General features: G+C 39.4%; 12 protein-coding genes and 1 pseudogene. 5 read left to right on the top strand and 8 right to left on the bottom strand.

Annotation, left to right across the window (positions count from 1 at the left end; translation table 11 throughout):
* Nucleotides 1-141 precede the first annotated feature (141 nt).
* The 3 genes from V6W81_RS15370 to V6W81_RS15360 all read right to left on the bottom strand — a co-directional run bounded on the left by V6W81_RS15370 (nt 142) and on the right by V6W81_RS15360 (nt 4,518).
* The gene (locus tag V6W81_RS15370) at nt 142-1,293 is read right to left on the bottom strand and encodes a glycosyltransferase family 2 protein (protein ID WP_338539595.1); all 1,152 of its coding nucleotides are present in this window, start codon (nt 1,291-1,293) and stop codon (nt 142-144) included.
* 487 nt (nt 1,294-1,780) lie between these two features.
* Nucleotides 1,781-3,160, bottom strand: a complete 1,380-nt coding sequence (locus V6W81_RS15365) for a PepSY-associated TM helix domain-containing protein (RefSeq protein ID WP_338539594.1) — start codon at nt 3,158-3,160, stop codon at nt 1,781-1,783.
* A 323-nt stretch (nt 3,161-3,483) separates the two neighbouring features.
* Nucleotides 3,484-4,518: a zinc-binding alcohol dehydrogenase family protein gene (locus V6W81_RS15360; RefSeq protein ID WP_338539593.1), complete on the bottom strand. Its 1,035-nt coding sequence runs from the start codon at nt 4,516-4,518 to the stop codon at nt 3,484-3,486.
* Between the two features lie 134 nt (nt 4,519-4,652).
* Between V6W81_RS15360 and V6W81_RS15355 the strand changes: the two genes are divergently transcribed.
* Together V6W81_RS15355 and V6W81_RS15350 are read left to right on the top strand one after the other, a co-directional pair.
* On the top strand, nt 4,653-5,051 hold the full coding sequence (locus V6W81_RS15355; RefSeq protein ID WP_338539592.1) for a winged helix-turn-helix transcriptional regulator: 399 nt from the start codon (nt 4,653-4,655) through the stop codon (nt 5,049-5,051).
* 977 nt (nt 5,052-6,028) lie between these two features.
* Nucleotides 6,029-7,024, top strand: a complete 996-nt coding sequence (locus tag V6W81_RS15350) for a LacI family DNA-binding transcriptional regulator (RefSeq protein WP_338539591.1) — start codon at nt 6,029-6,031, stop codon at nt 7,022-7,024.
* 410 nt (nt 7,025-7,434) lie between these two features.
* Here the strand turns inward: V6W81_RS15350 and V6W81_RS15345 are convergent, their stop codons facing one another.
* Both V6W81_RS15345 and V6W81_RS15340 read right to left on the bottom strand, forming a co-directional pair.
* On the bottom strand, nt 7,435-7,608 hold the full coding sequence (locus tag V6W81_RS15345; RefSeq protein WP_338539590.1) for a tryptophan RNA-binding attenuation protein: 174 nt from the start codon (nt 7,606-7,608) through the stop codon (nt 7,435-7,437).
* 525 nt (nt 7,609-8,133) lie between these two features.
* Nucleotides 8,134-8,403 (bottom strand): hypothetical protein, encoded by a 270-nt coding sequence (locus tag V6W81_RS15340; protein WP_338539589.1) that lies wholly within the window; start codon nt 8,401-8,403, stop codon nt 8,134-8,136.
* 507 nt (nt 8,404-8,910) lie between these two features.
* On the opposite strand from V6W81_RS15340, the gene V6W81_RS15335 reads away from it, so the two are divergent.
* Nucleotides 8,911-9,801 (top strand): serine hydrolase domain-containing protein, encoded by an 891-nt coding sequence (locus V6W81_RS15335; RefSeq protein WP_338544006.1) that lies wholly within the window; start codon nt 8,911-8,913, stop codon nt 9,799-9,801.
* 388 nt (nt 9,802-10,189) lie between these two features.
* Here V6W81_RS15335 and V6W81_RS15330 read toward each other — a convergent pair whose 3' ends face one another.
* Nucleotides 10,190-10,339: a hypothetical protein gene (locus V6W81_RS15330; protein ID WP_338539588.1), complete on the bottom strand. Its 150-nt coding sequence runs from the start codon at nt 10,337-10,339 to the stop codon at nt 10,190-10,192.
* A gap of 214 nt (nt 10,340-10,553) precedes the next feature.
* On the opposite strand from V6W81_RS15330, the gene V6W81_RS15325 reads away from it, so the two are divergent.
* Complete coding sequence (locus tag V6W81_RS15325; protein WP_338539587.1) at nt 10,554-11,087, top strand: 3'-5' exonuclease; 534 nt, start codon at nt 10,554-10,556, stop codon at nt 11,085-11,087.
* 1,112 nt (nt 11,088-12,199) lie between these two features.
* Here V6W81_RS15325 and V6W81_RS15320 read toward each other — a convergent pair.
* A pseudogene (locus tag V6W81_RS15320) lies at nt 12,200-12,744 on the bottom strand (cupin domain-containing protein).
* Nucleotides 12,745-13,035: 291 nt separating this feature from the next.
* Here V6W81_RS15320 and V6W81_RS15315 point away from each other — a divergent pair.
* Complete coding sequence (locus V6W81_RS15315; protein WP_083679762.1) at nt 13,036-13,332, top strand: ArsR/SmtB family transcription factor; 297 nt, start codon at nt 13,036-13,038, stop codon at nt 13,330-13,332.
* 571 nt (nt 13,333-13,903) lie between these two features.
* Here V6W81_RS15315 and V6W81_RS15310 read toward each other — a convergent pair.
* On the bottom strand, nt 13,904-14,788 hold the full coding sequence (locus V6W81_RS15310) for an AraC family transcriptional regulator (protein WP_338539586.1): 885 nt from the start codon (nt 14,786-14,788) through the stop codon (nt 13,904-13,906).
* Nucleotides 14,789-14,859 lie beyond the last annotated feature (71 nt).

Raw genomic sequence — 14,859 nt, 5'->3', positions numbered from 1 at the left:
AACTCTATAAGAACTAAGGCGCGTTTTGGTCCGTGATGTTACAATGCACAAGCCTACTGCTCTGTTGGCAAGCTTATGTCAAAATTAGATGCCTTCCGTATTCCCATCCCATGGCAAAAGATTTAGGTCGGTTGCTTTTCTCTAATTCTTTGCTTGTTCAGCTCTCTGTACGATATCTCGCAAAACACGAGCCACTCGGCTTTTCCGGCCTCTTGCTCTTCGCTGTATTTTAGCTAAAGATTTTTTGTATGCCTCTGTATCGTTTTGGAGTAAGAATTGCTTGGCTGCAATTCGTAATGTTCTCTTTAGCAACCTTGCAGAAGAACGTGTTGCTCTGTACCGAAGCCCGTTACGCAAAACCCGCAGTGTATTTTTGTAGGTTTCCAAATCATCTGATGGAGGTACTACGGTAAATAAGTTCAGTGCAGAATCATGAAGGCCGTAGGTCTCCAACATAATTCGAAGGTTTTCTGTGTTTAGTACATCTCCCCGGAAATGGGTTGGATGCTCCTGATGATAGCCCACGACTTCTTTCATGCAATAAAAGGGTACTTTCAATCGGTGCAATCTATAACCTAAATCCCAGTCCTCCAGCCCATAAAGTATGAACCTTTCGTTGAACCCTCCAACCCGATTCAGTAGACTACGCCGAACGGATACACACCGAGTAACAAATATCATCCAAGGAGCGACATCTGTGCTGGCAAATTGTTTGATGACACCAGGCGGCATTTTGGATGGGAAAACGACACGGGACAAAGTATCTGTATGATGCATAATATCTGCTGGTGTAACCAACGGAGTGATTTCACTTGCAGCATCTAGTTCAGGACGCCATGAATTTGATGCAGTGAGAATCTCACGACAGTGTTCTTTCTCTTCAGGAGAAAAATCTGGATAGTAGTGGGTATAAGAGCCGCCGAAGGAATGTGGAAAGCCAGAAACCACAGCTCGGGGGCTTCTACGATGGTACTGTCGCACGGTTCGGATAAATTCAGGTAATGCCAGAAAATCAACATCACAAAAGATGACGTATGATCCTTTGGCATACTGCAGCCCCAAATTCCGAATAGCAGATCTGCCGCGTTGCTCTGTCTGCGATACATAGGTCAGTGGATATGAAGCTTGAAAGCCTTCAACCTGCTCTTTTGTTCCATCTGTGGAACCATCATCAGCAACGATGACCTCGAATAAATGCTTGGGATAGGTCTGCGCCTCAAAAGCCGCCAGTGTGAGTGATATTTGATGAGCACGGTTATAGGTGGCAATGATAATACTGTAGCGAATCGCCATAATCTTTCCTCCCTTAGGGTTCTAGACTCCGTAGAAAAATGGAAATGACCAAGTAAGAAGTGATATTAGTGTAGTGTATTCCAAGATTCTAATAGGGACTGGTTAAACACCCTACAATTTCGGAAACAGGCTTGATCCATCGCAGTATTAATCTACGTGAAGAGACCTAAACGAATACAGGATCAAATCGGATTGAAAGCCGGCAAAGCTAGAACAATAGCCTGATTTCTCTAAAAATGATCGATATTTTGGTGAGTTCTTAAGAGCTCTATAATGATCCCATTAATATCAAACAAAAACTTTTTGGGCACTTGCATATGTGTTATTGGTATTCCAATTGCAGCACTAGGTTTCTTAGCACCTTGGCTGGCTGGTGCCGCTATGTCATAAGGTCGTTAAAGAACCGCGAGACGGTATATTTCTATTACATACCTGTTATGAAATCTTCTCTTCTATATTATGAAGATATTCATCCGTGATGTTTCGTTTAAGTAGTTTGAATTCGATTGCGTGTACAGAAATAAATAATCGTTTCAATAATAAAGATGACAACGACGGACAATCCGAATAAGGGCATTAAGATCCCCAAGGTTAATAGTGTGAGTACGGCTCCAATAGACCAAGGTTTATTGATTCGCTGAGGACCCTTGAATTCACCCGGCTTCGCTCTTCTCATCCATGAGATAAATCCCATGACAATCGCAGCTAGGAAAGCTAAACATACGATTAAATTCAGGATTTGGTTAGCTAAACCGAATAAATGACCTTCATGTAGGGGGATTCCCCAAGTGAACCATTTACCAATGATTCCATAGTCATCGAAATCAATTTTTGCAATTAAACTTCCGGTATATTGATCGAAATAAGCAGTCGTTTCCTCATAGGGGCTAACATCAAGACCAGTAACACCAGTATTACTTCCCTTAGTCACCTTAAAGACACCTTGTTCATTCGAAGGATATACGATAGAGAGGGGGCGACTAATCTGTTCCCTTTGAGCATTTTGAATAATTGTTGTGACACTTTGCTGATTAGGATTATCCGTTAGAGCGGGAGCGGCTGCTTGATGATCTCCATGACCAACGTGTCCTTTCTGTTCTGTATGTTCTGAGGTGGGCTGATCTAGACTACGGGTCGCCCAAGGGATTTCATTGACGTCTGACTGGGGAGGATTGTACTTTAATTCGGTTCTTCCTAGTTCAGGATGATCCTGAGCATACGAGCTAATATAACTTCCTGTAAAAACAGACCAGGGGATACCGGTCATTACAATTACAAATAAAGGGATTGCCGTTATTAGTCCTAAAATAGCATGAATTTTCTGAAATCGAAAGGGGTGTTTGGACTGACTATTTTTCTTGTTCAGCAGTCTTTTTTTGAAAGTCATATATACACCAGACACGATCAAAAATATAGCCCAGCAAGCGGTCAATTCTACAAGGTAACGAATGAAAGTACTGCCAGTTAATAAAGTACTATGGAAGTTTCTCATTAGGTTGGAGTATGTGTTTTTTGCATTTTGCTCTGCAACAATTTGGTTGTTATGGTCTAGAAAAATGTATCTCGTGTCGCCATCTGCATGACTTATTGTCACTCTGTTGTTGTAAGGTTCTGACATAATACTGATCTTTCCGATGTTGAATCCAGAATAGCTATTGCTAATTTGTTGAACAGCTTCGTCTAAACTTTGTCTGGTCGTTATCTCGCTCTCTCCAAAGAAAGCCTCGTCATAGATACGATTCTCCACATTGGTATAAAATAAGAAACCAATTCCCGACAAACTAAGGGTGATTAACAAGGGGGTAATCAGCCAAGCCGCGTAAAAATGAAGTCTCCGAAACGGATTGAAGATGTTCGAGTTGCCCATATACTACTCCTTTTATATCTTATTTTTAATGGCTGTAGACCTAACAGATATATACTAATAGATAGTGGTATAGGGGGAAATGGCTCAAGCGGGCTATTTATGGTTGGTGGTCGTTTTACGATGGGTAAACAATAATACTTTATTGCAGTTGACAGAGATAATTAACTTAGAAGGAAATGATCGCTTTAGCAAAATCAATACAATGATTCTAACTGGAAGCGATAGCTCAATATAACAAAGGAAGCAGCTGATCCAAGTGATCAGCTGCTTATATTTAATTAACGGAGAGAATATCATAGTAATATGAATAACAAATGTTATTGTTACTCAAAGTTCTCAATCACGATTTTACCTGTCATACGTCCTTCTTCCAATATGGCATGAGCCTTACGCAAATTGGCTGCATTGATGGGAGAGAGGATCTGGGCAACCGTAGTTCGTAAGTGTCCTTTATCAATCATACGGGAAACTTCGTTTAACAAGTTGTGCTGTTCAATCATATCCGAAGTTTGGAACAACGGTCTGGTGAACATCAGCTCCCAGGCAAAAATGACGCTTTTGTTTTTCAGTAAAGTCAGATCGAGCAGCTCATCCGTCTCCACAATGGAGCAAATGTTCCCTTGAGGAGCAATGGCTTCAGCCATATTAACCCAATGCTTCTCCGTACTGTTTAGGCAGAAAATATAGTCAACATATTCTAATCCTAGTGCTTTGAGCTGAGGGAGAAATGGTTCATAATGATTGATGATGTGGTCAGCTCCCATGTTTTTGGCCCACTCAGCAGATTCCGGGCGGGAAGCTGTACCGATGACAGTCAAACCAGCGTGTTTGGCCAGTTGTGTCGCAATAGAACCAACACCACCCGCAGCCCCGATGATTAAAATGGATTTACCTTCATTGCGCTCGGTAGTATTAGACACACCCAATCGATCGAATAATCCTTCCCAAGCGGTGATAGCAGTTAACGGCAGAGCGGCTGCATGTGAAAATTCCAGTGTTGCTGGTTTTAAACCGACAATTCTCTCATCAACGAGGTGAAACTCGCTATTCCCACCAGGACGGGCAATACTACCGGCGTAATACACTTCATCACCGGGTTTGAACAGTGAAGATTCTGGTCCGGCTTGTTCCACGACACCTGCAACATCCCAACCGAGAACCTTTGGCGTGTTTTCGGTTCGATTTTTGGGAGCGCGCACTTTAACATCGACGGGATTAACAGAAATGGCTTTGACTCGGATCAGCAAGTCTCTCCCTGTAGGTTCAGGTACATCCATCATAACGTCCAGCAAGCTCTCAGGTTGATTAATGGGTAAATACTTCAGCAAGCCGATGGCTTTCATTTGTCGGTTTGACATTGTCGTTTCCTCCTTAATTGTACATCACTTATTGCTTTCTGGTTGTAATATAACGTATATTAGCTATCATGAATAGTACGCACAATAGTGTGATGTAGTATCAATTTGTATACTGTAAAAGAGGAGGATAATGCATGCGTGACCGCAAATCCGGATATGGTCAATGTCCGAATGAAGAAGGTTGTCCTGTCGAGTATACGTTGGATGTCATTGGCGGCAAGTGGAAGGGTTTACTTTTGTATCATATGATTAAAGGCCCTGTACGATTTAACGAGTTTCGCAGAATATGTCCCACCATTACGCAGAGAATGCTGACACTACAGCTTCGAGAGCTTGAAGAAGACGGGATCGTACACCGTGAGGTATATCCGCAAGTTCCTCCGAAAGTTGAATACTCGCTATCGAAATTCGGACGCACCTTAGTGCCGATCATTATGGAGATGAAAATCTGGGGAGAAAAACACAAAAATTTATCAAGTACTACTTCTAGACAGCCAGAAAACGTGGTCGATTCCATGGTAGATTCGATGTGATTTTCTATGTCAATTTGATTAAAACCGTATAATAACACTATTAAAGTATTTCATTAGTTAACTACAATCTTCACCCTAGTTCATTGACCTAATGGGAAACGATAACTCAATCATGCAAAGAAAGCAGCTGATCAATGTGACCAGCTGCTTTTGTTCATCTAATGGGCAGAATATCACGAAAAGGCCTTTCATCTTATTACCATAATTTAACTTACAATGATTAACATGAAATATGTTAATATCGTCTATAGAATAAAAATTGGAAGGAATTATTCAATGAAAACTAAAAAAATCATTTTTAATATTACATTAATACTTTGGCTAATATCCACTGTTTACTCTCTATACAAATATTCCTTTGGTATGGGGTACTGGAAAAATCCACTGCTAGTTTCTATTTTATTCTACATATTTGTAATAATTATTAATAAGGGTTTTAACAAGATAATTACTTTTATTTCCTTGATTTATATCGGTTTTGTAGTATGGTTCATAATAGACATATTATTATCTATGGGTAACGTTCTGTCTTTGGAATAGAGAAGGGATTTGGAATCACTTTATGTGTAAGAATTAGCTTCTTTTGAGAAGACTTCATAAAGTTACTTGAATTGTTTGTGAAATTCATACATCATGGAGCAACTTGCAATGGCTAGTTGCTCCTTTTTTTGTCAGGAGACAAGAACATAGTCCGATTGAAGTTTAGATATAATAATAGAGAGTAAATGAAGTGAAAACACCATTGAGAACCACACACATGAGGGGTTAAACACGTACGACTATTTATAAAGAAGGGAAGTATTCGATGAAACTAGCTGTTAAATAGTGAATGTAGTTCTATTTTTGCGCTCTATCTGTTTCTATAAACAGGGGAATACCGAGGAGACATGCAAGAGATAGCATGATAAAATGCAGTGAATGATGTATAGATATAGTTTCTAAAAACAAAAGAGATTGATCTTTTGAGGAGCATTAAAATGATAACCATTAAAGATGTAGCAAAAAGGGCTGGTGTAGCTAGTTCTACCGTATCCTGTGCACTTAATGGGAAAGACAATGTAAGTGAACTGACCAGACAGAAGGTGCTCGGTGCAGCCAGCGAACTCAATTACGTTAAACATGGACCAGCGTCGGAATTAAAACGTAAGAGTACCCAAACCATCGGCGTGATGGTTCACGACATGTCCAGTCCTTATTTCTCGGATTTGGTACCCGGCATCGAATCAGCGATTAAGAGTCATGGTTACGATCTGATTGTATGCAGTTCAATGGGCGGTGAGAAATCCACTGCGACCCGATATATTCGGGAAAAGCGAATCGACGGCGCCATTGTGATTGCGCAGGATATTCCGGATCAATTGCTCACGGAAGTTGCAGCTAGGGATTTTCCAATCGTGGTGATGGATCGGGAACTTGTGAATGAACATATCGTAAATGTTCTAATGGATGACGAGCAAGGGGGATATTTGGCAACAAAATATCTGATTGATCAAGGTCATCGTACACTCGCTTATATTAACGGACCGCGCAGTTCGGATTGTAATCTTCTTCGTTATCAAGGATTTTTGCGAGCGCTGAGTGAAGCCAACATCGAAGAAAAAAGCAAATGGAGACTGGGTGGACAATTTTGCAAAGAGAGCGGTTATCATGCTGCCAAGATGCTGATAGAGAAGGGTCTCCCCTCGGCTGTGTTTTTTGCAAATGATGACATGGCAATCGGAGGTCTGGAAGCATTTCACGAGCATCACATTTCAGTGCCGGAGCAAATATCTGTCGTTGGATTTGACAATATCCATGTATCACAATATGTTTCTCCTCCGCTAACGACGTTTCGACAACCTAAGACAGATGCTGGATTGCTTGCTGGACATTTGCTCATTCAAATGTTGAACGGGGAGCAGGTTAAGTCTGTATTTACCTTGGATATTCAATGTGTGGAACGTCAGTCCGTTCGTGCAGTGACGATTGCGTAATCTTTTTTAGCCGCCGTATAGAGCTGCTTTTTATGTGTGAAATTTATTTTCCTAATCCATCCGAAATTGAATGGAGAGCGCGAGAATAGGAGTGAACAACGAGGTCTATGATCTTGTAAAATGAGACGTTCTGCTGATCAAGCCGGAGGATGTGCACTGTTTTTTCTAATCGTTGAGCGTGTCATTTGGTTCTTGGTGTTGTATTCTTGCTCCAAACTTTAGTGCACTTTGTGTTGATAAGTATTTTTGGTGGCAAGTTGGGTAACTTGCTTCAAAAAAAACTAAATTTTCTAAAAAGTTTATCTATATTAAAGGTTCAGTATTTACACTCCATGGACTTAAAATTGCATTTACCCATAAGAACAAAAAGGACTGGCTATAGAGCTAGTCCTTTTTTTTGTTACTATCAGCTAAATGTGTTTTTTGAAGAAATAGAGCAATGTTTGTCCGAGTGTAGTTAAAATAACTCCTTTTCCCTCACACTTTGAACAAGTCTCTTTTTTTTCATTAGTGACTACAAATTTTTCTCCGTTACAGTGAGGACAAGTTAGTTCAAGATCGTCTGTAGCAATTATTACCGACATAAATATCCTTCTTTCATGTTAATAGGAGCACATGTGTGCCTTGATTTACCATATCAAAAGTGTATCACTTATTCAACTAAGGTAATTGAATAGAGATCCGCATCCTGTATATTGGTATAGTTTTCCTGCTGCATTCAAGAAGTATATGGACTTTGTATATGAATAGGCTGTGTTTTCTCGGAGTGCGGATACGTATGGTACAGGAGGGTTACTAAAAGGACGTCAATATATACTGTCTGTTACATGGGGTGCAGGGGAGGAAGTGTTTACTAAACCTCTTGAAGAACCTTTCTTTGAAGGAAAGAGTGTAAATGATGTATTAGTTGCTATAGCATAAACCACATGATATTGAAAATACATTAAAGGAAGGATACTTTAGAGGGACAAGAACTTGTACCGATTACCGAAATAGACAAAAACATATATCTATTGCCAATTGCATATATCTAATTCCCAAGAGATTATGCGGATGCTTAACGCTTTTTTATAGAACTTTTAGTTGAAGATGGAGTCGGAATGAATAATTCAGCCCTCTGCGTTGGATAGCAGAGAGCTGATTTTCGTAAATAATGTCTGATTGGAGGTGAACAGGACATAGGATTGATTGGTTGTGTGAATTAGAATTGTTTCGGTTGCGCCATACGCAGCGCCTATTCGAATGGCTGAAGAGTTGCTGCCACCGTAGGTCTCGTCGAGAGTAACTGTTCTAATATCTGCAATGGGAATTTCAATTTTAGAAAGCTGCCAGCGAATGACCAATTGATTCTTTACTTGTTGTACTTTGACACCTAGCATACAACATCCTCCTTATGATAGTTTAACGAATGAAGTAAGTTCATTAATATTACTTTATCACATAATGGGTAATATACCCAAATCAGTAATTAATACTTAAGAAACTGCCTTGGCATTTTCAGATACCAGAAAACAAACTGTTGTAATGTACGATATTCTGGAATCTAAAGAGCAGTAGCTAAGATATGAGTGCTGCGCATAACCAACGAATACGGATTTGGAGTAGCGTAATAGGGCTAAAAAAAGCAGCTGATCCGTCTTTATTCAACTAACGTGCAGATAGTTCTATAAGAATTAGAAAATTCTGCTTTTATAAGTCGTAATTAAAGTTTAAGCACACAATAATATGGGGTGAAAATAATAGAGACCAAACAAAGAGAGATAATATTTAGTCGAGCTGTAAAGTCAAAACACATACATGAGTGTGTTCTATTTGTTGAAAACACCAATGGAGATTTTTCATACAAAAATGAGTATGGGGGCAAGGATATAGACGCACCGTTACTTATGGCAAGCATCACAAAATTGTTTACGACTACTTGTATTTTGATATTGCGAGAGCAAGGTAAACTGTCACTAGATGATAAGATAAAAAAATACATGGATAATCGCACACTCAGCAGACTTCATATATACAAGGGACAGGAATATGCCTCTAAATTGACGATCTCTAGTTTGTTGTTTCAAACAAGCGGACTACCGGATATCTTTGAAGAAAGTAAAATTAACATTAGAAAACGTGTCCTCCGTGAAGATTTGGACATCACTTTCGATGAAATGATAGTACTAACCAAACAATTGAAATCGCATTTTGAGCCTGACACAATGAAAAGAGCTTATTATGCCGATGTCAACTTTGAAATCCTGGGGAGGATAATCGAAACCATTACTAATTCCTCATTAAATAATGTATTTAAGACTTTGATCTTCGAGCCTTTGGGGCTTGTGAGCACATATATATCTAGAAGCGAACACGACTATATTCCCAGTATTTATTATAAAGAAACTGCCATTACCCGGCCGAAGTACATAAAAAGTTGTCCCGCTAGTGGTGGAGGTATTAGCACAGCTCGTGAATTGATGATATTTATCAAAGCTTTCTTTGGAGGAAAGTTGTATAAAACAGATGTCTTTCATCAACTGAAAAAATACAACAAGTTACAAGTTTCCATGTATCCAATTCAATATGGGGGTGGCTACATGCGAATACCGTTAAATGGTATATCATCATTTTTTATGGGTAAAGGAGAACTAATTGGACATACGGGCTCAACAGGTTCATTTGCTTTTTATTATCCAGATAAGGATCTGTACTTAGTAGGAGATGTAAATCAGTTGGCGAGTCCTGCAATGCCAGTACGAATGGCGATGCAGGTTGCTATGTCAATTAAAACATGATTCTTATAGGAGAAATCTGTTATTAAGCCGATGTGAAACGATTGATCAGAACAAGTTGAATTCTGCTGCCGCAAATATGGGGAATTATATTATAGGTCAGTTGGCGAATGTATAAGAATTAGTTAATTACTAAATTGAGGTGTAATATGAACTCCATTGTAAGTTTTATAAGTTTTATAAGTATTTAATTTGACACGGTTATCCTCAGGGAGTTATTAATATGTATCATATCAATGAAAACGAGAACTTTATAATCTTAGTGGAATATATAGAGTGGTTCAAGTAGCAAAAAATTAAGCTTCAATGAATCCAGAAGTAAACATACGAAAAGTAGAAGGAAACCGTATAAGGCAGCGGTTCGTATTGAGCATGGACAAAACGCTGAAGATTAGTAAGAGTCGCATAAATGCCCTAAGATTTCCTTTTTAGACCATTTATTAGGTTGCGGTTGAACCGAATCATTGAGCTCAGAAAGAGGCTGGAACTTAGATGGTACTTCTATAATCCAATAATTTAATCTTTCTACGATTGCATTCATCAGTGTGCCCCCTTGGAATTTTTCACTAACTATATCAATAATTTTATTCTTAGTCATCCTAACTATTAGACTGCAGTTGCTTTTATTGATGGACTAGTCTACAACTAATAGAGCAGATAAAATTTGCGTTAAGTAGTTTTAGGATTATATGATTTTCCATTAAAATGTCAGCAGGTTTCGATAAACTAAATATCTATAGAGAAAAGGAGCATGTATGAACTACATAATTTTTGATCTAGAAGCTACCTGTTGGGAGAATGACCGAAAAAGGCAAAACGAAATTATTGAGATCGGAGCTGTAAAACTCAATGAAAGGCTGAAGATTGTGAGCGATTTCCAAATTTTCGTTAAGCCTGCTTTAAGCCCACAGCTTTCTGATTTTTGTAAGCAGCTTACCTCCATCTCTCAGGCGGATGTGGATGCTGCAATGTATTTTCCGCAGGCAATCCGTCAATTCCAAGAGTGGATAGGCAATGAACCTCATGTCCTCTGCTCCTGGGGGTTTTATGATAAAAACCAGTTGCAGAAGGATTGTGCACTGCATCAAATCGCAAGTGAATGGACGGATAACCATATCAGTCTCAAGCATCAGCACGGATGGATGATTGGCAGGGAGCGGGGGGTAGGCATGGAGAGAGCCTTGACTATGCTTAAACTGCCACTTGAAGGTACTCACCATAGAGGTATCGATGATGCCAAGAATATTGCGAAAATATTCGTTAAGATTTTTGACCAATTGAAGTTTTGATTAATGCAATACATGGCATAAAAACATTATGGATCCATTAATAAAAAGTGGGTAATGAGTCTCTTTTGAATGAGTCTCTTTTGACCGATGAACAGGCTATAGCCCATTTCATTATTAAATAACATTAGATTATAAAAAATGGGAACCCAATAAAAAAAACGGGTTCCCATTTTTCATGATGAAATAACTTATTTAGTTAAGTGAGAAACCAATACATATAATGTCGAGGGACAAGAACATATTCCCATTGAAGTCGCTAATTTAGCGGCTTTTTTATTTTATCGGTACAAGTTCTTGTCCCGAGCAAAGGACAAGAACTTGTACCGATTACCGGAATGGACAAGAACATAGTCCGATTGCCGATTAGGTATATATCTAAACATTAACCACATGCACTTCAAACTTCATTAAGTACCATGATACATAACAATGTTCAAATTGTTAAGGAAAACTGACACGCTGAGAGGTTAAACACGATCGGCCATAAATTAAACAAGCGAAATATCAGACTGGTACTGGCAGTTGAGGACAAGAACTTCTACCGATTGCCGAGAGGGACAAGAACATGTTCCTATTTCCGATTAGATATATTTCTAAACAATGACCATAGGTACTTTAACCTCATTTAGCACCTTAATACATGAAAATATTCAAATTGTTATGGGACAACTGATACGCTTAAAAGGTAAACACAAGTGTTTAGGTATTATAAGTATGAAATATCGGTAATGGGACTATTGGTTGAGGACAAGAACTTGTACCGATTACCGAATTAGACAAGAACATGTTCTCATTGCCGATTAAGCGTTTATCTAATCGTTATTAAATCATTAAACTAACGGGAACCGATATTTTAATAATATAAAAAAACAGCCGACCAACTTATGTTGTCTGTATTTCATGAATTATCTCAAGGTCCTAGTACACGTTCTCAGTACAATAGCCTTGCTAAGATTCGTGAAGACCGTTACGAATGCAACGGAGTCATAACGTTACTGAGTGTATTGATCTGCAATGATTTAATTTCACATAGTATAAGCCTGATTTTTCTCCACGACGAATAAAGAGGAATCAGGCTTTTGTAAATTTGTATTGCATTAGAATATGATCAACTAACTTTCAGAAGACATGGCAATGGCTTTCGTTTCATGAACTGTCCCATAAGGGTGCTCGGGCGGCGCATAGATCACGTACACTTTAAGAGGTATACTGCCTGTGTTGGTGATATTGTGCCATTTTCCAGCAGGCACCATAACGGCATAGTCCTCACAGGCCATCGTTTGAAAATTCAATTTGTCTTTCTCGTCTCCCATTTGCACAAGTCCCTGACCTTACCTTCTTCAATACGAATGAATTGATCGGTTGTCGGATGCACTTCCAGACCGATATCTTCGCCAACACGGATACTCATCAAAGTCACTTGAAAATGCTTTCCTGTCCACAGAGCGGTACGATAATTCTGATTATATTTTGCGGCTTGTTCAATATTGATTACAAGTGGTGGTTGTCCGTAATCTCTAATTTCTATATTTCCACTAGGATGACTAAGGTTCACATTTCCATGGCAGTACGGAGGGGAGAGCCCTTGTCCGTTGTTATTCTGGTTGTTAGGCATTGGATTATGCCATTGATTTTGATGAAATAATTTAGGGTACATAGTCATTCTCCTTCTTTGGTGAAATGTCTACTCAGAACCTATGCAGCCGCCTATATAAAGGGATACAACATTTGCAATAATGGGCAGGAGCCTACATAATTACATTGGTGGAAAAGAGTGATTGCAGTACTTCTTGTATCAATTGAAAATGAAAGAGAGTTTACGAACACCCAAGCGTTGGTTCTAATTTGAACCAACGCTTTTTTAGGTTAATTTCGAATTAAACGTTGACTTCAATTTTTTTATTATAATATAAGCATGCACTTATGTTGAACGAAAGGAGGAAGTGATATGGATTCTATTCAAGAAGCAGCGGATAAGATTAAATTGCTGGGCGATAAAACACGTCTTACTATACTTACACTCCTCAAAGAACGTGAATGGTGCGTGTGTGAATTTGTAGAGATTTTAGACATGTCACAACCTGGAATTAGTCAGCATTTGCGTAAAAGGAATCATTTGAATGGCATTCGAGAAGATTCTGAAGTCACTGTAGAAGAGAACTCCGTTGTCTTCCCTGAATTTAAATGGCGGGAAGCCTGGAGATCTAAACACAGAGATGCCGTGTTCCTGATTCACCACAAGTAAAAGATGATTTAGCTCAATCTGGTTTTGGAAACCGTGGTGTAAGCGGTAATGATGGTACTAATTCAGTAGCGGAAAAGGTAAAAGATAATACAACTTCAACAAAAGCTGAAGAGGTGAAGAATCAAACAGAAAAAGAGGGAGATTCAAAAAACGAAGATGCACATCTAATAGGTATTAATTCATCATCTAAAAGCAAGGGTTACTGTCCTTGAGCATATGGTAAATCATTCGAAGTATAGGATGAGCTATTCCCCTGCATCCTTTACGGCCACACACCCTACTGGGTCAGAGCAACCCGTACAGGCAATGTGGTGGTTACAACCTTCATTTCAGTAAACGGTTCTATGTGAACCCAGACAGGTACATCATCGATTTCGGCAGCAGGTACTGCCTATTTTGGGACTGTTGTAATTTCACATGCGAACACAACGCTAACGCTGAGTATGGCTATTTTTGATGGGTTAGTATCCAATAAAAAGTAAACGTGAAGCACATAGTGCCTTCGTTGCTCAATCCGGAATTCTCCAGTGTAAACAAAGTAGGCTTTATTCTAAATGGTGTTAGCTTCGTTTCAACGCTTCCTTTTGTATCTAGTGGCTGTCATCCCAAAATATTTTTTGAATACATTACTGAATTGTTCCGGTGTTGCGAAACCCACTTGTGCTGCGATTAGGCCGATGGAAGTTTCCGTTGTGAGTAGAAGCCTTGAAGCTGCAGCCATTCGTGCTTGCAGCTTCTTATCTTTGAAGGACATACCGTATTGCTTATGAACCATTCGTTCCGTCTGTCTTGTGCTTAGCCCCAATTCGTTAGCAAGCTGTTGCAGGCTAATGGAGCTGTATTGGTATAAAAAGCTGTTCTCAATCATAAGCAGTCTGCTATCATCAAGAGTCTTCAGGGGAAGGGACGGTATGGTCGTGTGATTCTCGCTGTAATGTCTTAACAAACAAATTACAATCATCTCAAGAATGTTGGTTGCCATATGATGGACGCCGATTTGTTGAAGGGAAAGCTCTTCAGCAAGCATTTTGAACAATTCGAGCATTTTCCCATCCTCTTTCCCAATCCAGAAGGGGGTGGATACCAGTAATTCGGGGAGAGACTGCTCTCTTACGAAGGAACGTTTGACATTCGGATATATGGAATTTCCGGGCAAAATCTCAAAGAAAATGCAGTATTCCGCCATCGGGTCTTCTGGATCCGGAATCTGCTCGTGAACGACATCTGGACCGGTTACAAATAACGTGCCGGGCGTGATTGCGTAACGGTTTCCTTGTGCATTCAGAATACCTTGGCCGGTTGGAATAAAATGCAGTTCGTAGCTTCCTTGGCTATGGCTGTGTTCAGGCATAGGACTGTGGAAATACCCGAACTTAACATACAATACGTTCAATACTACTGCGCCAAGAGTCAGTTTGATATCTAGATTTCCGATGTTAATATTAGGTAATTCCATGCGATCTAACCCTCCCCTTGTAAAATTACGACATGCTTCCCTCTTCCTTGTCATCTCCAAGGATAACGAAT

This window comes from Paenibacillus tundrae, assembly GCF_036884255.1.
Lineage (GTDB): Bacteria > Bacillota > Bacilli > Paenibacillales > Paenibacillaceae > Paenibacillus.
The sequence above is the reverse complement of the archived record's forward strand: the minus strand, read 5'-3'. Positions and strand labels throughout refer to the sequence as shown.